General features: G+C 66.3%; 23 protein-coding genes and 1 pseudogene. 7 read left to right on the top strand and 17 right to left on the bottom strand.

Going from position 1 to position 18,722, the window contains the following annotated elements:
* Positions 1 to 23: 23 nt before the first annotated feature.
* From A5650_RS21655 to A5650_RS21640, 4 genes are all read right to left on the bottom strand, one after another.
* The gene (locus tag A5650_RS21655) at positions 24 to 1,481 is read right to left on the bottom strand and encodes an MCE family protein (protein ID WP_067296523.1); all 1,458 of its coding nucleotides are present in this window, start codon (positions 1,479 to 1,481) and stop codon (positions 24 to 26) included.
* A 2-nt stretch (positions 1,482 to 1,483) separates the two neighbouring features.
* Positions 1,484 to 2,338, bottom strand: a complete 855-nt coding sequence (locus tag A5650_RS21650; RefSeq protein WP_067296520.1) for an ABC transporter permease — start codon at positions 2,336 to 2,338, stop codon at positions 1,484 to 1,486.
* Complete coding sequence (locus A5650_RS21645; protein ID WP_067089035.1) at positions 2,335 to 3,102, bottom strand: MlaE family ABC transporter permease; 768 nt, start codon at positions 3,100 to 3,102, stop codon at positions 2,335 to 2,337. Before A5650_RS21645 ends, A5650_RS21650 begins: the two co-directional genes overlap by 4 nt.
* A gap of 238 nt (positions 3,103 to 3,340) precedes the next feature.
* Positions 3,341 to 3,955, bottom strand: coding sequence for a TetR/AcrR family transcriptional regulator (locus A5650_RS21640; protein WP_231992720.1), 615 nt, complete (start codon positions 3,953 to 3,955; stop codon positions 3,341 to 3,343).
* Positions 3,956 to 4,048: 93 nt separating this feature from the next.
* On the opposite strand from A5650_RS21640, the gene A5650_RS21635 reads away from it, so the two are divergent.
* On the top strand, positions 4,049 to 4,906 hold the full coding sequence (locus A5650_RS21635) for an alpha/beta fold hydrolase (protein ID WP_067296724.1): 858 nt from the start codon (positions 4,049 to 4,051) through the stop codon (positions 4,904 to 4,906).
* Between the two features lie 98 nt (positions 4,907 to 5,004).
* Here the strand turns inward: A5650_RS21635 and A5650_RS21630 are convergent, their stop codons facing one another.
* Positions 5,005 to 5,973 (bottom strand): hypothetical protein, encoded by a 969-nt coding sequence (locus A5650_RS21630; RefSeq protein WP_067296515.1) that lies wholly within the window; start codon positions 5,971 to 5,973, stop codon positions 5,005 to 5,007.
* Between the two features lie 25 nt (positions 5,974 to 5,998).
* Here A5650_RS21630 and A5650_RS21625 point away from each other — a divergent pair, with 25 nt between their 5' ends.
* Positions 5,999 to 6,784: an adenylate/guanylate cyclase domain-containing protein gene (locus A5650_RS21625; protein WP_067296511.1), complete on the top strand. Its 786-nt coding sequence runs from the start codon at positions 5,999 to 6,001 to the stop codon at positions 6,782 to 6,784.
* Here the strand turns inward: A5650_RS21625 and A5650_RS26970 are convergent.
* On the bottom strand, positions 6,766 to 6,942 hold the full coding sequence (locus A5650_RS26970) for a hypothetical protein (protein WP_156614019.1): 177 nt from the start codon (positions 6,940 to 6,942) through the stop codon (positions 6,766 to 6,768). The two genes, A5650_RS21625 and A5650_RS26970, sit on opposite strands and share 19 nt — an antisense overlap.
* A 42-nt stretch (positions 6,943 to 6,984) precedes the next feature.
* Between A5650_RS26970 and A5650_RS21620 the strand changes: the two genes are divergently transcribed.
* On the top strand, positions 6,985 to 7,662 hold the full coding sequence (locus A5650_RS21620) for a guanylate cyclase (RefSeq protein ID WP_067296719.1): 678 nt from the start codon (positions 6,985 to 6,987) through the stop codon (positions 7,660 to 7,662).
* 66 nt (positions 7,663 to 7,728) lie between these two features.
* Positions 7,729 to 7,974 carry a hypothetical protein gene (locus A5650_RS21615; protein WP_067296508.1) on the top strand — a complete coding sequence of 82 codons (246 nt, stop codon included), beginning with the start codon at positions 7,729 to 7,731 and terminating at the stop codon, positions 7,972 to 7,974.
* On the opposite strand, the gene A5650_RS21610 is transcribed toward A5650_RS21615, so the two are convergent.
* The 3 genes from A5650_RS21610 to A5650_RS21600 all read right to left on the bottom strand — a co-directional run bounded on the left by A5650_RS21610 (position 7,971) and on the right by A5650_RS21600 (position 9,996).
* A complete protein-coding gene (locus A5650_RS21610) occupies positions 7,971 to 8,675 on the bottom strand; it encodes an LmeA family phospholipid-binding protein (protein ID WP_082950890.1) in 705 nt (234 codons plus the stop codon). The genes A5650_RS21615 and A5650_RS21610 overlap by 4 nt on opposite strands.
* Before the next feature lie 411 nt (positions 8,676 to 9,086).
* Entirely contained in the window at positions 9,087 to 9,359 is a 273-nt protein-coding gene (locus tag A5650_RS21605; protein WP_067296502.1) for a WGxxGxxG family protein, read from the bottom strand.
* Positions 9,360 to 9,510: 151 nt separating this feature from the next.
* Positions 9,511 to 9,996: an SRPBCC domain-containing protein gene (locus A5650_RS21600; protein ID WP_067296499.1), complete on the bottom strand. Its 486-nt coding sequence runs from the start codon at positions 9,994 to 9,996 to the stop codon at positions 9,511 to 9,513.
* 153 nt (positions 9,997 to 10,149) lie between these two features.
* Between A5650_RS21600 and A5650_RS26965 the strand changes: the two genes are divergently transcribed.
* Positions 10,150 to 10,389, top strand: coding sequence for a hypothetical protein (locus A5650_RS26965; protein WP_156744255.1), 240 nt, complete (start codon positions 10,150 to 10,152; stop codon positions 10,387 to 10,389).
* Between the two features lie 97 nt (positions 10,390 to 10,486).
* Here A5650_RS26965 and A5650_RS21595 read toward each other — a convergent pair whose 3' ends face one another.
* The 5 genes and pseudogenes from A5650_RS21595 to A5650_RS26960 form a co-directional block, all read right to left on the bottom strand.
* Positions 10,487 to 10,852 (bottom strand): DUF1801 domain-containing protein, encoded by a 366-nt coding sequence (locus A5650_RS21595; protein ID WP_067296495.1) that lies wholly within the window; start codon positions 10,850 to 10,852, stop codon positions 10,487 to 10,489.
* Positions 10,853 to 11,084: 232 nt separating this feature from the next.
* A complete protein-coding gene (locus A5650_RS21590) occupies positions 11,085 to 11,831 on the bottom strand; it encodes a class I SAM-dependent methyltransferase (RefSeq protein WP_067296492.1) in 747 nt (248 codons plus the stop codon).
* A 183-nt stretch (positions 11,832 to 12,014) separates the two neighbouring features.
* A complete protein-coding gene (locus tag A5650_RS21585; RefSeq protein WP_231992718.1) occupies positions 12,015 to 12,194 on the bottom strand; it encodes a hypothetical protein in 180 nt (59 codons plus the stop codon).
* Between the two features lie 351 nt (positions 12,195 to 12,545).
* Complete coding sequence (locus tag A5650_RS26550) at positions 12,546 to 12,908, bottom strand: hypothetical protein (RefSeq protein WP_082950882.1); 363 nt, start codon at positions 12,906 to 12,908, stop codon at positions 12,546 to 12,548.
* A 65-nt stretch (positions 12,909 to 12,973) separates the two neighbouring features.
* Positions 12,974 to 13,180: pseudogene (locus A5650_RS26960) on the bottom strand (VOC family protein); the annotation flags it as partial.
* A gap of 28 nt (positions 13,181 to 13,208) precedes the next feature.
* On the opposite strand from A5650_RS26960, the gene arr reads away from it, so the two are divergent.
* Positions 13,209 to 13,619, top strand: coding sequence for an NAD(+)--rifampin ADP-ribosyltransferase (gene arr / locus A5650_RS21575; RefSeq protein WP_067296482.1), 411 nt, complete (start codon positions 13,209 to 13,211; stop codon positions 13,617 to 13,619).
* 10 nt (positions 13,620 to 13,629) lie between these two features.
* Here the strand turns inward: arr and ychF are convergent, their stop codons facing one another.
* Positions 13,630 to 14,703 (bottom strand): redox-regulated ATPase YchF, encoded by a 1,074-nt coding sequence (gene ychF / locus A5650_RS21570; RefSeq protein ID WP_067296479.1) that lies wholly within the window; start codon positions 14,701 to 14,703, stop codon positions 13,630 to 13,632.
* A gap of 84 nt (positions 14,704 to 14,787) precedes the next feature.
* On the opposite strand from ychF, the gene A5650_RS21565 reads away from it, so the two are divergent.
* Positions 14,788 to 15,903: a DUF6542 domain-containing protein gene (locus A5650_RS21565; protein ID WP_067296475.1), complete on the top strand. Its 1,116-nt coding sequence runs from the start codon at positions 14,788 to 14,790 to the stop codon at positions 15,901 to 15,903.
* On the opposite strand, the gene A5650_RS21560 is transcribed toward A5650_RS21565, so the two are convergent.
* A complete protein-coding gene (locus tag A5650_RS21560) occupies positions 15,900 to 17,693 on the bottom strand; it encodes a penicillin-binding transpeptidase domain-containing protein (protein ID WP_231992714.1) in 1,794 nt (597 codons plus the stop codon). The two genes, A5650_RS21565 and A5650_RS21560, sit on opposite strands and share 4 nt — an antisense overlap.
* Before the next feature lie 11 nt (positions 17,694 to 17,704).
* Positions 17,705 to 18,706 (bottom strand): 4-hydroxy-3-methylbut-2-enyl diphosphate reductase, encoded by a 1,002-nt coding sequence (locus A5650_RS21555; protein WP_067296472.1) that lies wholly within the window; start codon positions 18,704 to 18,706, stop codon positions 17,705 to 17,707.
* Positions 18,707 to 18,722 lie beyond the last annotated feature (16 nt).

The following is an 18,722-nucleotide window of genomic DNA, read 5'->3' as shown; positions in this document are numbered from 1 at the left end:
CTTACCTCTCATCGCGTCGTGGATCATCCGAACGGGGGGCCCGGCCGGGCCGGGGTGGGCAATGGTGTCGGCGGCAGCGGCGTGGGCTGCATCTGCGCCGGCGAATGGACGATGAACGGCTCCGACCCCGGGGTGGCGCCCGGATCGCGCGGCGCCATCGGCGGCGGCGCCGCCGGCAGGCCCGGCCACAGCGGGGTGCCGTCGTCGGCGTACAGGTCTGCACCGTAAGCGGGGGCGCCCGGATACGGGATCGGACCAGGCGCGGGTCCGCCGAACAGGTTGCGCACGCTCGGCGGTTCGGGCACGGCCCGGGTGACCGGGAGGTAGTTGGCATAGCCCGGGAACCCGATTCCGGGGTTGGGGCGCCAGTCGAGTCCGGTGCCGAATCCGGTGTTGGTGACCAAGTTTCGCACCGGCCAGTTCTTCGCGACGTCGGGCAGCGAGCCGCAGCTGGGCTTGCCTCCCGGCCCGCCCTTGGCCCCGATCACCGGCAGATGGTTGGGGTACTTGTACGAATCGTCACCCAACGTCAGACCCACGTCCAGCACCAGCGTCCGGCCGTTGCCACCCGGCGCGTCGTACCCGCCGGTATCCAACAACGTCTTTGCGCCAGTCAGCAGGCAGGTGTACTCCGGGCTGTACTTGAACAGCAGGTTCGTCGTCGGCTCGAGCACGTTGATCGCTTTGATGAGATTCTGCTGGTTTGGCGCGAGCAGGCTGATACCGCTGTTCGAGAACCCGATGGTGGCCAGCAGCAACGCATCCAGTTGGCTGGCGCGCGCGGTCACCGTGGCGCTGGTGGTGCTGGCCGCGTCGAGAGTGGTCACGAGGTCCTGGGCGGCAGCGCTGTAGGTGTTGTTGAAGTCCCGCAGCGCCCGCAAGTCCTGAGTGATCGTTTCGTTGCGCGGATTGAGTTCCAGCAGAACCTGATTCGCATCCGTGGTGGCCTGGCCGATGCGCTCGCCCTGACCGCGCACACCCTCGGCCAGCGCGTACAGGGTGCTGTTGAGCTTGGCGGGGTCGACCTGCTCGAGCACGTCGACCACGTTCTGGAACACGGTGTTGGCCTCGACGGTGACGTTGCGCGACACGATCACCTGACCGGGTTCGAGCCGCTGCCTGCTGGGGTTGCTGGGATAGATCAAGTCGACGAACTTGGCGCCGAAGACCGTCGTCGCCCGGATCTGCGCCTCGACGTTGGCGGGGATGAATTCGAGTTTGTCCCTGTCGATCTCGAGCTTCAGCGCCACCGGTTCGGAGCCGCCCTCGATCGCGGCGACCCGGCCCACCTGTACTCCACGCAACTTGACCTTCGCGTTGGTCTCCATCACCAGACCCGAACGTTCGGAGGTCAACGTGACGGTCTCGGTCTTCCTGAACGAGCCGACGAACAGCGCGTAGGTCAGCCAGAGCGCCACCACGATCAGTATCGCGAGGATCAGTGTCCACCAAGCGGGGTGCAGGCCTTCTCGATCGTCCATCGTCACCCGGCCAGGTTGAAGTTGCCGGACTGGCCGTACACCGCGAGCGAGAGCATGACGAGGACGAACGCGGCGACGATCAACGACGTACGCACCGCACGCCCGACGGCCTCTCCCACACCGGCGGGTCCGCCGCGCGCGGTGAAGCCGTAATAGGTGTGCACGAGCATGATCACCACCGACAACGCAATGCATTGACCAAACGACCACATCAGGTCGGTGGGATTGAGGAACGTCCGGAAGTAGTGGTCGTACACGCCGGTCGACTGGCCGTAGATCACCGTGGTTCCGAACCGCGCCGCCCAGAACGCCATCAGAACGCCGACGCAGTACAGAGGGATCACGACGAGGAAGCCCGCGATGACGCGGGTCGAGGCGAGGAACGCGATGCTGCGGATGCCCATCACCTCGAGGGCATCGATCTCCTCATTGATGCGCATGGCGCCGAGTTGCGCGGTGGCTCCGGCACCGATGGTGGCGGACAACGCGATCGCGGTGGTGGCGGGTGCGATCAAGCGCACGTTGAAGTAGGCCGACACGAAACCCGTCAGGGCCTCGACGCCGAGTTCGGAGAAGTCGCTGTAGCCCTGAACGGCCACCAATGCGCCAGTGGTCACAGTCAGGAAGCCGACGATGGCGACCGTACCGCCGATGATGATGAGTGCGCCGGCTCCGAGTCCCATCTCGGCGATGATCCGGACCAGTTCCACCCGGTAGTGGAGCAGTACGTAATGCATGTTGCGCAGCGTGCGTCCGTAGAACTTGGTCTGCATTCCGATGCGGTTCCACGGATCCGCCACGCTGCGCAACCGGCTCTTGAGCCAGGGGAACTGGGAATGCGGCCGAGAGACGGTCATTGCGTGATTCTGATCGCCACGGCTGTTGCGACGATGTTGATCGCGAACAGCGCCATGAATGTGAACACCACGGTTTCGTTCACCGCGTTACCGACCCCGGCCGGTCCACCGCGCACGGAAATCCCTTTGTAGCAGGCGATCAGGCCGGCGGAGAGTCCGAACAACGCCGCCTTCACCAGCGCGATGATCACGTCGGTGGCGCCGATGATCAGGGTGAGGCCGGCGGCGAACGCACCAGGCGAGACGTTCTGGATGTAGACCACGAAGAAATATGCGCCGGCCAAGCCGACCAGAATCACCGTGGCGGACAACGCCAGCGAGACGATGGTGGCAGCGAGCACCCGCGGAACCACAAGCGCCTGAATGGGATCGACGCCCATCACTCGCAACGCATCGAGTTCCTCACGGATCGTGCGGGCACCCAGATCGGCACACATTGCGGTGGCGCCCGCACCGGCTACCACCAGAACCGTCACGATAGGCCCGATCTGGCGTACCGTGCCCAGGGCGGCACCCGTACCGGAGAAGTCTGCGGCACCGATCTCTCCGAGAAGGATCGTCTCGATGAACGTCAGCAACACCGTGTAGGGGATCGTCAGCAACAGCGTCGGCACGATCGACACCCGTGCGACAAACCACGACTGACTGATCAATTCCCGCCATGCGAAGGGCGGCTTGAAGATAGACACCAAAGTGTCGAGCGCCATCGAATAGAAGCCGCCGAAGGCGCGCACGGGCTTGGCAATTGCGGTGGAGGCGACCATCAGTCGGGCCTTGCCCGTGTGGGGTGACCTGCCATAGGTCGTCCAACCTTCCTCGACACCAACAACCCGCGCCCGTGATGGCTGTGGCGCAAGGGTACACACGGGCGGACGCCGGGGAACCGTATATCGGGAATTTACGGTTGAGCAACCGCCAAAGCGGCTGAGGTGAGTTTCCCCACTACATCGCCGAAGATATCCGGCCACGCAGGCCCGCCCCATCCGCCGCCGCGTCCGGAGATCATCGCCTTTCGGAGACGTATTGACGGGCCCCCAGAGCGCGCAGCGCAAAGTCGAGGACCCGGGCCTTGGCCCGTCGCAGGCCGTCGTGGTCGTCGTACGTCTGAATGATCAATACGCGGCTGATGATCGCGTTGATCGCGACGGCGTCCTGCTCCGGATCGGTCAGCGGGAACGAACCGTCGCTTCGGCCGCGCCGCAGGATCTCCGCCAGCGAGCGCTCCCGGTCGGCGTGAGCCTTCTCGCGCGTCGCTCGGTAGCTTCGCGCGGCGCGCACCTCGTCGGAGTCGATCACGGTGAAATGCATCCGCATCTGGTCGTCGTGGATCAGCCCGAACATCCCCTCGATCCACGCTTCGAGCTGTTCGGCGGGGACGCCCGACTTGTCCTCGGCGATCAGGTCGAGACGCCGAGCCAAAGCGTTGGTCTCCTCGCGGAGCATGGCGAGGAACAGCTCGTCCTTGGATTCGAAGTGACGATAGAAGGCACGCGTCGACACCCCCGCACGCTGCAAAATTGCCGCGACGGGGACGGGACCCGCGTGCGGTTGTGAGAGACAGGCGTAGGCAGCCTCGATGATGCGCTCACGGTCCTGGTCGGCGAACTCCGGCTGCACGAGGGCAAAGTATATTGACGCTCTCATCAAGGGCACCGGGATCGGCCGAAATTCCCGGTGGGTAACGTGAGCCACCGGGGCGAGAGGACGGCCGTGACCGCGACTGACAGCGAACCGCAGACCGTGAAGTTCCGCGGGTCTGAGGACATCACCTTGGTGGCCGACGAGTGGAACCGCGGCGCGCACACCGAGCGTCCCTCCGTACTGCTCCTGCACGGCGGTGGTCAGAACCGCTATTCGTGGAAGAAGACCGGCCACATCCTCGCCGGCCTCGGTCTGCACGTGGTCGCACTGGATTGCCGGGGGCACGGAGACAGCGACCGAGCGCCGAACGCCAACTACACCGTTGACGCGTTGAGTGCGGATACGCTCGCGGTCGTCGAACAGATCGGCCGCCCCGTCGCTTTGATCGGCGCGAGCATGGGCGGGATGACGGGCATGCTGGCCGCGGCCGCTGCGGGGCCGGAGAAGGTGACCAAGCTCGTGCTCGTCGACGTCGTGCCGCGATACGAGAAGGACGGCAGCGCGCGCATCCGCGAGTTCATGTCCAGCGGGATAGACGGTTTCGAGTCGCTCGACGAAGCGGCTGACGCGGTGGCCGCGTATCTGCCGTACCGGAAGCGGTCGCGGAACCCCGAAGGCCTGAAGAAGAACCTGCGATTCCGCGACGGACGATGGTTCTGGCACTGGGATCCGGCGTTTCTCACCGCGCCGATCGACGACCGATTCGTCCGCGAGGAGAAGCTCGAGCACGCGGTGATGAGCTTGACCATCCCGATACTGCTCATCCGTGGGAAACTCTCCGATGTGGTCAGCACTGCGGGCGTGAAGGACTTCCTGGAGAAAGTGCCTCGCGCGGAGTTCGTCGAGCTCTCCGAGGCCGGCCACACCGCCGCCGGTGACGACAACGACGCGTTCTCCGAAGTCGTGGTGCAATTCGTCTGCCGGTGACCGCAGAACGTCGCACCGTGCGCCGAGACTGAACCTTTGTGTCAAAGCAATCGTAAAACCTCGTGCAGAAATTCAGCTTCGGCCACGGCAGCATCAGATCAGGCCAGCAGCGGCACCGCAGCCTGGCGGTCGTTGGTGAGGATCTCGAACATCGCGCGGCGGTGGGCGACCAGTTCGGCGCGTTCGAACGCCTTGCCCGCCACCTGAATTCGGCAGGTGGCGATCGCGGAGTTGTAGCAGTACTTCGCGGCGCCGTCGGTGTCGGTGTACGTCAGCCCGATCACGTCGGACGGTTCGGTCACGATCTCGCCCTCGATCATCTGCTCGCCGATCCGCCCGCCGAACGTCCACGTGAACGGGCGGTAGTGGCCGTGGGTCTGCAGGCTGCCGCGGATCGACCGCACCGCGAACTCCTGGCCGGCGTGCCGGAACACGAACAGCGTCACACCCGGCAGCAGCACCGGCCCGAGTGCGGCACGGGCGGTGACGATTTCGAGCGTCGTGTCGGGCGCGTTGTCGAACCCGCAGACCTGGCCGTACGCGTAGGACGGTGTGTGCCGGGTGCCCCAGTTGTGGTTGACGCTGCCGGTCCACCCGTCGAGCACGAGGCGGACGTCGTCGAGTTCGAGCAGCCCGTCGTACCGGGCGAGGGGATGGCGCACCGTGGTCTTGGCGGTCGGAAACCGTGCCGCGTAGGCACGGTCACTGAGCAGCCGGACCTCCGGCTCGTCGCCCGGGCTGATCCGCAGGTCCCAGCGCGCCGAGCGATGCCCGCCGGTGACCACACCCTCGGCCGACCGGTCGTCGAGGACGGTCGCACCGATCCGCGCGGTCCAGGCGTCAGTCCCGGTGTCATAGTCGTAGTCGGCCGAGTCGATCGGGTACGGCTCCTTGAGCGCGCGGTTGCCCGCCCCGTCTGGATCGAAGATCATCACCCACACATCGGCGACCGGCTCACCTGCCGTGGGAAGCAACAGAGTTTCCCGCAACCACAGCGCCTGGGGAGACTCGGGGTGGTTGGCGCGGATGTAGCGACTCTCGTAATACGGGGGCTCCGCGGGCGTCACAGAATCAGCATCCAATACTTGAGGGGTGACCGGAGCCCAGATCGCGGCCTACATTCTGGCGATAGCCGTGGCGGCCGAAGCCGTCGCGCTGGGCGTGCTGTGGATTCGGTATACCCGTCAGCGCGAGGAACTCGATGAGGCGCGCCGTCGCCTCGATACGAAGAACATGCTGCTCAGCGGCGGTCGCGAAGCGGTGAAGCAGGTGTGGCAGACCGCGAACATCTTGCGTAGGGACGGCCTCGGTGCGGCGGTGAGAACCTCAATCGAGGATCTCGCTGATTGGGCCGAGGTGGAGCGACCGGACCTGGCCCGGCTCTCACCGAGCGGCAAGATGGTGATCCTGTTCTCCGACATCGAGGACTCGACCGCGCTCAACGAACGCATCGGCGACCGCGCCTTCGTTCGGTTGCTGGGTCGGCACGACAAGATGGTGCGCCGCCACGTCAAGAAGCATTCGGGATACGTGGTGAAGAGCCAGGGCGACGGATTCATGGTCGCGTTCGCCCAACCCGATGAGGCGGTGCGGTGCAGCATGGATGTGCAGCGGTCACTTCGCAGGCCGCCCAACGGTATTCGTGTTCGCATGGGAATCCACATGGGTAAGTCGGTGCGGCGCGGCGAAGACCTGTTCGGACGCAACGTCGCTATGGCCGCGCGGGTGGCGAACGAAGCCAACGGCGGGGAGGTGCTGGTGAGCGAGGTGGTGCGCGACGCGCTGGCCGACGTCGACGACATCGCGTTCGACGACGGCCGCGACGCCCAGCTCAAGGGATTCAGCGGGTCACACCGGCTTTACGCCGTCGAGTCCTGACCGCCGGCGTTGGCCTCGGCGACCCGCTGGTGCAGCCGCGCCCTGATGTCCTCGGGCGTGTAGGAGTTGCGGCGTCGTTGATCGCGCGCGACCAGCACGCCGCCCGCCACCACACCCGCGACGCTCGCCAGCCCGACCCACTTCCAGATACCGCGCATAGCGGTCAGTCTGCCTAAGCTGCGGTTGTGAAACCAACCACCGTGTCGTTGGAACAAGCCTTGGAGGCGACGCGCACCGGCGACCTGTGGCTGTTTCGCGGACGCTCCGGGCCCGACCGGGCGATCCAGTCGTTGACCAACAGCCCGGTCAACCACGTCGGGATGACGATCGCGATCGAGGATCTGCCGCCGCTGATCTGGCACGCCGAACTCGGCGACAAGCTGACCGACATGTGGACCGGCCGCAACCAGCGTGGCGTGCAACTCAACGACGCCCGCCAGGTGGTCGAGCGGTGGATCAACAACTACCACCAGCGCTGCTGGCTGCGTCAGCTCACGCCGTATGCCAACCGCGAGCAGGAGGACCGGGCGTTGAAGGTGGTTGCCCGTATGGACGGCACACCGTTTCCGAGCACCGCGCGGCTGACCGGCCGCTGGTTTCGCGGGCGCCTTGCCGTCACCGACTTCACGCGCGGGATTCCGTTCGTGCACAGGAGAGTTCGGGACGCGACGGCGCGCAGGAAGCAGGAGCAGCTCCAGGTGGGGATGCAGACCGCGTACTGCGCGGAGACCGTCGCCATCACCTACGAGGAGATGGGGCTGCTGACGTCGGAGAAGCACTACAACTGGTTCGACCCCGGCTCGTTCTGGAGCGGAGACACCCTGCCGCTCACGCCCGGCTATCAACTGAGCCCCGAGATCGCCGTGACCCTGCGCTGATCAGCCCCTTCGAGCGGCACCGAAAGCGGTCGGCGGAGCCATCACCACCGTCCCGCTGTGTAGTGCGTGGCGGCCGCACCCCTGCGTACGCTCGATGAGGTGCCGCTGTCCACCGCTCTACGCATCGCCTCGATACTGGTCGTCGTCAAGGCCGTGCTGATCGGCGCGGTCTACTGGCGCCGCGCCGAGATCATGGGACGCCCCGTGGACGCCGGTCTCGTCGCGTGGACCGTGCTGGCGGGCCTGGTGGCGGTGGCCGTGCTGCTGACCGTCATCGCGCTCGTCGCGCGGTATCTGCGTGATCGCGGCTAGAGGCGCGCGAAGCAGGGGTTGGCATCCTCCTTGGGAATGGCGGCATCCCGGCTCGAGAACTCCCCGACGACGCCGGAGTCGGTGACCTCGACGCTGTCGGCGTGGATCCCGAGCGGGTAGTTGTCGTTGAGTTTCTTGGTCAGGTCGTTGAGCGCCGTCTGCACCGCATCCTTGGGCAGCGGGCCGGTGACATCGAGGACCTGCAAATTGAGGTCGCCGTCGGTGACGACGGGCTTGGCGGTGACGCTGTTGTCGCCGGCCTCCAAGATCACCGTCCCCGCCGCAGAATCGGTGCGCACCCCGGTGACCAGGTTGCCGACGCCGGGCAGGTTCGCCGCGACGGTGTCTTTGATACCGGCCGACTTCCAACTCAGGGTCGCGTCGAGTGATCCAATGGTGCCCTTGGAATCGCCCGTGTCCTGCAGCCGCACGTCGGCAAGGGTGACCTGCGCGGTCATGCCGTCGGCGCTCTGCACCCGCTTGCCGTCGGTGGTGACCGAGATGTTGGTGTAATGCCCGGTCATGTGTTGCCACAAGAACGGCGGGTTGACCCCGAACGAGATCTTGACGCCGTCCTCGGTCACGCACTCGGCGACCTCGGTCAGGATGCTGTCCGCGCGCTGCCGGGCATAGAGCTCACCGGCGGCCAGGCCACCGGCCAGTAGGGCGACCAGGATGACCGCGAGGAGCGCGATCGTCATCTTGTTGACGCCACGGTGGCGGCGCGGTTTCTCACCCCCGTCCGGAGCGGATCCGAAGGACGGCGGTGGTGGCGGAGCCGGCCGCTCGATCTGCTGGGTCGGCCGCACGTCGGCCGGAGACGGCGGCCGCGGAATACGTTGTGTGGGACCCGCACTCGCGGGACCCGTGCGTGCGCGAAGCTGTTCGGTCGGCTGATCGTGGTGCGCCGGGCCCGGTTGAGTTGGTGGCTCCGGCGGCCGAGGCGGCGGTCGTCGCTGGCCCGGATGCGGGGGCGGCGCGCCGCGGCCCCGCCAGTCAGGCGGACCCGGGTGGTGCGGCGGCTGCGTCACGTGCGCGATTCTGCCCTATCCGTGCGCGAGAGGCCCCCGCCAGGCTCTGTCACCTGACGGGGGCTGTCGATCGATCAGGTGCTACGCGCGCGGAGGCGGATTCGTGCCGACGTTACGGACTGCCGGGTAATCGGCGTCCCTGCGCTTCTTCAGCCCGAGCAATCCCGCCAAGCCGAGAAGTCCCACGAGCCCCCACAGGCCGGTCTTGTCGCTTTCCTGCTCGTGCTGGACATCTTGCTGAGCGACCGTTGTGGTGGTCGTTGCCGGCACGGTCAGATCGGTCGCGTTCGCCACGCCGGCGCCGCCGAACAGCAAGCTGAGCGTCATTGCGCCGACTGCCACGGTCTTCTGCATTTCTTTTGCTCCTTTGTGTCTGGAGCCAGTGGACCCTTGGGCACCGTGCCCACCCCCCTAGCTCGGGCACAGGTCTACCCAAAGGAAACTCGCTCAATCCTGCGCGCACAGAAAGCCGGCAAATGCATCGTGCGTGCATCGCTTGACCGTCTCACTCGGGGCGAAACACGATCTGCCGCTTGGCGAGGTAGGTCGCCAGGTTGTCCAGCGAGGAGTTCATCCCGTCCGCATGGTCGGCCGCCGAGATCCCGAGAGGCACGTCGTCGGCGCGCACCTCCACGCGCGTCCCGCCGTCGACTCGCGTCACCGTCCACGTCATGGTCATCGTGCCGCCGAAAGTCGTTTCGGCCGAATCAAACTCGACCGTTTGGACGACTCGATTGTCGGATTCTATCTCGACGAAGCGCCCCTGGACGACATCGGAATCGGCGTCGGTCTTACCGCCGTGCCCGGGCGGGTCGACGTACGTCAGGATCATTCGGTACGAGCCACCCGGGCGGGCGTCGAAGTGTTCGAACCGGCCTGTCATCCCGGCCGGGGGCAGCCACTCGGCGAGTGCCTCGGGGTCGACGAGGGCTTCGAAGACACGGCTCAACGGAGCCTTGACCACCTTCGATGCGGTATCTGTGCGTGCCATCGAAGAACATTGAACCCGATTTCGGCGACCACGTTTCTTGGGATCGGTAGCGCGTCTCACACCTTGTACTTGCCGCATCGGTGACGCGACACAGCGCGACGCCTTCGCGGAAGGAACCAAGCGGAAATCACGACGAACAAGCTGAAGAAGACGTTGGTCGGGGCGACATTGGCGGGTGCCGCCGCGCTCGCGGCGGGACTGGCCGCAGGATCTGCAGGCGCTACGCCGTCACCGCATCCGCAGTGGAGGATCGAGTACGCAGATCCCGCGGTTCCCGGCGATGGCTGGGTGCACTCCCCGCAGACGCGGCTATGCGACGGTTCGGTGCGGGTCGCCGGTCCGACCGTGCAGATGTGCGACGGTTCGGTGCGGATTGCCATCCCTGCGCCGTGACCGGCCGTCAACGCGGTAGCGTCCGCCTGGCCTGCCAGGTGACTCCCGGCACGGTGTTCGCCTTACTCGAGAGTGCCGCACCGACGCGCGGGACGCCTCATTTGCGGCGCTTGGAGGCCTTATTGCTCCGGTTGACCTCGACCGCAGCATTGATCAGCGCCTTGAACTTCTCGGGATCCAGCTCGTCGTGTTCCTGCAGATCGATCGACCGCCCCACCGGCGCATGCAGGCTCGCGTTGAACAGGTTGTTCGGGTCGGCGATGGACGAACCCTTGGCGAAGTTCACCTTGACCTTGCCCTTGTACATCTCCAGCGTGCAGATGAGCCCGTCCAACGAGAACGCAGGCACGCCATCGGGGTTCGACGGCTTACGCCACTTGATCTCCTCGACCACGTCGGGTTCGGCTTCCTTGATCAACGACCGAATCTCGTCGACCCGGTTCATGCGCCAGTCTTCAGACATGCCGCTAAATCTAACTCCCGCGGTTCGATCACTCCTGCCTCCGCCGTAGCGTTGCCTCACAGCACCATTCGGCTGCTTGGACCCGGGAGTGAGAGACGCGAAATGCAAAGCACAGCATCGCAGCTACACGTTTCCTTTCGCGAGAAGAGGCGATCGCCGAGGACCGCGCCCCGATACCGGTGACCAGCGATTCACCGCTCACGAGTCGACTGCTGAAGCGATACCGTTGCCGTCAGACCGTCCCGCGGGCGGCCCATGCGGCGGCGCTGACGGTGAACGGGCCATCACCCAGACGGTCCCGAGCGGTTGATTCGAGACGCAAGCGACCTTCCACATCTAGTTTGCGAACGTAGTCACCGGCCGGACCGACACCGTATGTGTAGGGTTCCCACCACTCGTCGAAAGTCGGATGCACTACGTCAACGACGAGCGACTCTTCTGCAACGTCCCGCAACCCGGCCGCCTCCCACATTTCGGTCAGGTGTGCCCTGCGCGCGCCGGTGAGGAGCGCTTCATCCTCCGCTTCCGGATCAAGTACATGAACGGCCTCCCAGAACGGGGCCAGTGCACCGGTCGGTCCATCCCACACACATGCCGCGACGACGCCACCCCGCCGGACCACCCGCGCCATCTGTCTGACGCCGGCCACCGGGTCCGTCATGAAGTGCACCACCAATTGTGCTAGAGCCGCATCGAAAGATGCTGCGGCATAAGGTAATTCTTCAGCAAAACCGCGCCGTACGTCGATCCCCGGGAACTGTTCACGGACGGCGTCGACGAACGGCATCGAAGGATCGATGGCCGCTACCTCAACTCCAACCGACACAAGTTGCCGGATCAGCGTTCCTGGGCCGCAGCCGACGTCGAGCACCTTCTCCCCTGCGCGGACCCCTGCAAATGCGACGAAGACCTTTGCAAGTGGCTCGGCGTACCTACCCATGAATCGCGCGTAGGCCTGAGGCGGGACGCTGAAACCCACCCCAGAATGCTACGCCGCCAACACTCAGCTCAACGACGTTGGTTGTTTGCAGTTGACGTGCGGTTGACCTTTGCCAGCGTGGCTCACTCGGCGTCCCGTTACCTTCGTCTCCGGGGCGATTCGAGGCGCATTCGGCTTTCAGCTCGCGACCGTCGATTCGTGCAACTCGATGCAAGCCAGGCGTCAGAGGTCTGGGATCGTCTGGCTGACGTAAGTCTGCCAATTGGCCATCTGGGCAGCCTCAACCAAGAGGGCGTGCATCTCCGGATCACTCATCATGGCTTCTTGGATTTGGCCGTAGCGTGACCAGTCCTCGGCGCTGGAAAGTACGCATAGGGTGTTCGTCGCGTCGCCACCGATCATGGTTACCAACGTCGTGACGTTTTCGGCGCCGTGCTTCCGGGCGAGTTCATTTGCCTTCTTGAGCTGCTTCTGCAGATCATCCCAACTGACGCCGCGACGAGCGGAGACTTATATGCGGTCCGGAAGGCCGGAATCTGTCCTAGTCAAGGAGGCCCGGTGCAACATCCGCACCGCCGCCGATTGAGCGCCAAGAATTGAGCAGTGTGCCCGCAGATTCCCAGATGCACCGCAGCCATTCGGGATACTCGGAGCACTCACTGCCTGCCGATCAAACAGTCCGGCCAACCGTCCGGCCACCGCCGGTCATTCAGACAGCTCAGGTAGTCGCGGTAGACGGCTGAGAGGTCGCTTTCACTCGTCCCTCGACGAATCTCCGAGGCGTCGCGTCTTCTCCACCTCACGGGCGACCTCGGCGACCTCGCGTTCGATCTCGGCGCTGCCCCGCCTTTGCGCGGCTTGCTCGCGCTCAGCGCGTTCAGCGACGCGGTGCAGTCGCTCACGCTCGCGCTGCACTGTCGCACCTTCGCGTTCGTCCGCCCGCTGCTCGCGCTCGTCCGCAATGCGTTCTCGCTCGTCCGCAATGCGTTCTCGCTCGTCCGCGATGCGGTCCCGTTCGTCGGCAACATGCTCGCGTCGTGCGAGTTCCTCCTCGCGATGGGCGCTGTCGTCGCGATCATCCGATTCGGAAGCATCGGCCCCTTCGTCACCGACCATGGTGCGACCTTATTCCGCGAGGCACGGCGGAAACCAGACGGAAGCCGGAAGCAACCGTCGAACAGTTAGCCTCCGAACCTGGCCCGGGCTTCGTCGGTGACCGGGGTGAAGAAATTGACGGAGTTGCCATCGGGATCGCGGAACAGCGGCGCCCGGGTGCCCCACGGAATCATGGTCAGTTCTGTGAGGACGTCCTCGAAAACTTCACGTAGACGGTCATATTCGGCGTCCACATGATCGACGATAAACCGAACACTCGCCCTGAAATTGGACTCCACCGGGAGACGTAGCCTAGAGAACATGAATGCCCGGCTGGAGAAGGGCCCGTTCTTCCACGGGACGAAGGCCGACCTGAAGCCAGGAGACCTGCTCACCGCGGGCTTTCCGTCCAACTACCGGCCCGAGATCCTGATGAACCACATCTACTTCACGGCGCTGCGCGACGGTGCAGGGCTGGCGGCCGAACTCGCGGCGGGCGACGGCATGCCGCGGGTGTACGTCGTCGAACCGACCGGTGAGTTCGAAGACGATCCGAATGTCACCGACAAGAAATTCCCCGGCAATCCGACCCGCTCGTACCGCAGCCGCGAGCCACTGCGCGTGGTCGAGGAAGTCCACGACTGGACGCGGCTGTCCCCCGAAGAACTTCAGGTGTGGCGCGAACGACTCGCGAAGATCTCCACCGACGAACGCGGGGAAATCATCAATTGAAGCGATCGACCTAGACGTTGAAGCGGAACTCGACGACGTCGCCGTCGGCCATGACGTAGTCCTTGCCCTCCATCCGCACCTTGCCCGCGGCCTTCGCCGCGGCCATGGACCCGGCCTCGATCAGGTCGTCGTAGGAGACGATCTCGGCCTTGATGAAGCCCTTCTCGAAGTCGGTGTGGATGACGCCGGCCGCCTTCGGCGCGGTGTCGCCCTGGTGAATCGTCCACGCGCGGGACTCCTTCGGCCCCGCGGTGAGAAACGTCTGCAACTTCAGCGTGTGAAAACCCGCCCGCGCCAACGCATCCAGCCCGCGCTCGGTCTGGCCGATCGACTCCAGCAGCTCGGCGGCCGACTCATCGTCGAGTTCCTGCAGCTCGGCCTCGATCTTCGCGTCCAGGAACACCGCGTCTGCGGGAGCCACCAGTTCGCGCAACTCGTTCTTGCGGGCCTCGTCGGTCAGCACCGCCTCATCGGCGTTGAACACGTACAGGAACGGTTTCGTGGTCAGCAGGTTCAGCTCCCGCAACGGTGACGCGTCGACGCCCGCGGCGAACAATGTCGTCCCGCCGTTGAGAACCTCCTGTGCAGCCACTGCGGCTTCGTGCGCCGGTCGGCGTTCCTTGTGCGTCCTGGCTTCCTTCTCCAGTCGCGGAAGCGCCTTTTCGAGCGTCTGCATATCCGCGAGGATCAACTCCGTCTCGATGACCTCGATGTCGGACTTCGGGTCGATGCGGCCGTCGACGTGAGCCACGTCATCGTCGCTGAACACCCGCACCACTTGGCAGATCGCGTCGCTTTCGCGGATGTTCGCGAGAAATTTGTTGCCCAGCCCAGCGCCTTCGGAGGCGCCCTTGACGATCCCGGCGATATCAACGAAGGTGACCGGCGCATGAATGATCTTTTCCGAGCCGAACATCTTGGCGAGCTCCGCCAATCTCGGATCAGGCAGCGGCACGACGCCCTCGTTGGGTTCGATCGTGGCGAACGGGTAGTTGGCCGCGAGGACGTCGTTTCGCGTCAACGCGTTGAACAGCGTCGATTTTCCGACGTTCGGCAGGCCGACGATTCCCAGGTTCAAGCTCACAGGGTCCAGAGTCTAGGAGACCGTGACGGGCACGCCCGAACCGCGCTGACAGCCACAGGGAGCGAAAGCCGGTACGGTCTACCTGTGTCAGCACAGCGCGCACGGTCGGCCGTCGTCGCCGACCACCGCTCCGCGCATCCCAACCTTCCCGGTGTACCCGGGTGGGGTGCTGTGTTGATCGCGGTCACCGCAACGACGATCGGGTTCGCGTTCGACGCCGGATCGGGTAGCAAGGAACTCAGCACGGTGTTCGCCGTCTGCTACGTCCTGGGGTGCCTCGCTGCCGTATTGGCGGTCCGGCAGCAGGCGGTGTTCACAGCGGTCATCCAGCCGCCCTTGCTCCTGTTCGTGACCGTGCCGGGCTCCTACTTCCTGTTCACCGGAGGCCAATTCACCGGGCTCAAGGATCTGGCGATCAACTGCGGCTATCCCCTCATCGAACGCTTTCCGCTGATGTTCTTCACCTCGGCGGCCGTGCTGCTGATCGGCATGTGCCGCTGGTACATCGGAATGTCGGCCCGTCGCGCGTCCCCCTCCGCCGATGAGGACTCCGAGGCGCCGAGATCTGCGCTCGCCACGGCGGTGGCGGCCGCAGCGACGGCAATTGTGACCAAGGTCAAATCCTTGATCGCCTCGCGCCGCCGTGACGAGGACGACGAGGTGGCCGCTCCGCCGCGCCGCAGGCGTCCCCAGAGCGCGGGCCGGACCGCCAGGACCGACAGGGCGGCATCGCGTGCCGGCAGGCCCGCGGCGGATCGCAGCGGCCGGCCGAGGCGCACGACGTCGCAGTCCCGCCATGTCCGGCCGCCCGAGGTGGAGCCGATCGACCCGCTCGTCGAGCGTCCGCGGCGCGCTCGCTCTGGCCGACACGCCGAGCCGTCCGGCGCGCCCGAGCCCCGTCGCCGGCCTCGCACGCCCAACCCGCGTCAGCCCGGTCCTCCCCCCTCCGAACGCCGCGCGGGCCACGAACGCAGGGGTTTCGACCGGGCCGCCGACCGCCCCGAACGTCGTCGCCGCTTCGACAACTACGAGCCTCGCGAGCCGCACGGCCGCAACGGCGCCACGAACGGTAACGGGACCCATCACCCGATTTCGCGTGTGCGTTACCGCGGCGAGGAGGCCGGCGACCGCGCGGAGTACCGCACCCGTCGAAGCGCACCCCGCGGCTACGAGGCCGACTCCTGGGAGTACGACATCTAGCCTCCTGCGCGCAGGAAGCGGCCCGCGGCGTCGACCGCCGGAGCGGAACTGCCCGCATCGCTGACGAACACCGCGAGCGCCACATCACCGTCGATGCCGACGAACCAGCCGTGGGCATGGGTGTCGTCGATGTACTCGGCGGTGCCGGTCTTGCCAAGCATGCCGGGGATGTCCTGCAACTGCTGGGCGGTTCCGCCGGTGACGGTTTCGCGCATCATCGACCGGACCTGCTCAGCGACGGCCGGCGGAACCGGATCGGGTGTCTGGTCGGGCGTGCCGGGCTGCCCCTCGACGATCGCCGGTGCCGGTGCCGAACCCCGCGCGAGGGCGGCGGCCACCAGCGCCATTCCGAACGGGGACGCGGTGACCTGGCCCTGGCCGATCCCCTCTTCCACGCGAAGAGCCGCCGTGTCGGCTTCCGGCACAGTGCCCGTGACGGTTGTCATACCGGGGGCGGTGTAGTCGATGCCGAGGCCGAGTTGCGCGGCCGCCTTGGTCAGCGCGTCCGGCGGCAGGTTCACCGCCAGGCGGCCCATGGTGGTGTTGCAGGAGCGGGCGAACGCGGTGTGCAACGGCACGTCGCCGAGGTCGAAGTTGTCGTCGTTGGGTATCTGCCTGCCCTCGATGTTCTCGGTCGCGGGACAGGCGACGATGCTGTCGGGGGTGACCTGGCCGGCCTGCAGCGCGGCCGACACGGTCACCGTCTTGAACGTCGAACCGGGCGGATAGAGACCCGTCAGCGCGATCGGCCCCTGCGCGTCGGCGGGCGCGTTCTGCGCGACGGCCAGCAGGTTTCCGGTGGACGGCTGGATCGCCACCAGCGCCGCCGGCGTGGGCAGCGGCGCCAGCGCTTCTTCGGCGGACCGCAGCATCGCGATGTCGAGGGTGCTGGCGATGTCGCCGACGGGCTTGGCGTCCTGGCCGCCCACCCGGCGCGGTCCCGTACGCGTCTGCGCGCTGACCGCCCATCCGGCAGCCTGATCGGTGCGCTGTTGCCACAGTTCGGTCAGCCCGGCCAGGGTCGGCGACGTGAGCGTCTTGTCGGTCGCCAGCAGCCGCGTCTGCGGCGCGAGCGTGACGTTCGGCAGCGTGGCCAGCTGCGCTTCGATCGGCGCGAGGTCTTCCTGGCGCAGCGTGACCGCGGTGACCGGTTTACCGCCCGCCGCGTCGAGGTCCGCGCGCAGCGACTCGCCGGTCATTCCCGGCGCGATCGGATTGATCAGCGCGGCAACGGCATTCACGTCCGCGCCGGGCGAAAGATTGACCAGCGTGACGACGTGCTGGGTCAGCAACTCGGCGCCGGTGCGGTCCAGAACCCGCGCGGCCGGTTCGGGCGTGAGCGTGCTGTAGGACAGCGGTCCCTCGTCCAGACCGGGAGCGACGGTCGCCGGGGACCAGTCGATCTTGACGTCGTCGCCCGAGGCGGTTGCGCTGCCGTTCGTCGTATAGGCCCACTCGCTCGTTCCGTCGCGGAACTTCCAGGTGGTGTCGAGGCCGAAGGTCGACGGCTTGTCGTCGTTGTGCTGCACCGACGCCACCTTGACCTGCACATCGGTGCCGAGGCTTTCGAAGAGCTTGGTCAGCGTATCCGCTGCGGCGGCCGAATCGGTCGTGACGGCCGCGGCGGCGGTGGCGTCGCCCTTCGACAACGCCTCAGCGAACGCCCGTACCGTGTTGTTCAGGCGGTCTTCGGCGTTCGAGCAACCCGCGGCGGCCAGGATCAGCGCCGCCACCAACAGCGCGCGTGCGGATACTGGGAGATTTACCAACGATTTTCGCGTCGAGTGCACGCTCGATGACGTTACGCGCGCGCGGGACGGATCTCCCTCGGCAACGCGAACACGAGCGTCTCGTTGGCCGTCGTCACCGGCTGTACGGTCTCGTAGCCGTAGTCGGCCAGCCGCTCCAACACGCCGCGCACCAGGATCTCGGGCACCGAGGCGCCGGAGGTGACGCCGACGGTTCTCACGCCGGCGAGCCATGCGGGGTCGATGTCGTCGGCGTAGTCGACCAGGTGGGCCGCGTCGGACCCGGCGCCCAGCGCGACCTCGACCAGGCGAACGGAGTTCGACGAGTTGCGCGAACCGACGACGATCACCAGCTCACACTCGGGGGCCATCGCCTTGACCGCGACCTGGCGGTTCTGGGTAGCGTAACAGATGTCGTCGCTCGGCGGGTCCTGCAGCGTCGGGAACTTCTCCCGCAACCGGCGCACCGTCTCCATGGTCTCGTCGACGCTGAGCGTGGTCTGCGACAGCCAGATCACCTTGCTCTCGTCGCGCACGGTGACGTTGTCGACGGAGTCCGGCCCGTCGACGAGCTGCACGTGGTCGGGCGCCTCACCGGCGGTGCCGACGACCTCCTCGTGGCCCTCGTGACCGATCAGCAGGATGTCGTAGTCGTCCCTGGCGAAGCGCTTGGCCTCGTTGTGGACCTTGGTGACCAGCGGGCACGTCGCATCGATGACCTTGAGGTCGCGCTCCTTGGCGGTCTGGTGCACGGTCGGGGCGACGCCGTGGGCGGAGAACACCACGATCGCCCCCTCGGGCACCTCGTCGGTCTCGTCGACGAAAACGGCGCCCGCCTTGGCCAGCGTCTCGACGACGTGCCGGTTGTGCACGATCTCGTGACGGACGTAGACCGGGGCGCCGTGCTTCTCCAGCGCGCGCTCGACGGTCTCGACGGCGCGATCCACCCCAGCGCAGTACCCCCGCGGTTCGGCCAGCAGCACGCGTTTACCGGTCACGCCACCGGCGACCGAGCTCGAGGCGCCCGGAATCCCCATGTTGATAGTCGGCGGCATGCCACCCAGGGTACGC

The sequence above is a fragment of the Mycobacterium sp. 1164985.4 genome, assembly GCF_001668575.1.
In the GTDB taxonomy this organism is placed as follows: Bacteria; Actinomycetota; Actinomycetes; order Mycobacteriales; family Mycobacteriaceae; genus Mycobacterium.
This window is presented reverse-complemented; position numbering and strand designations above follow the sequence as displayed.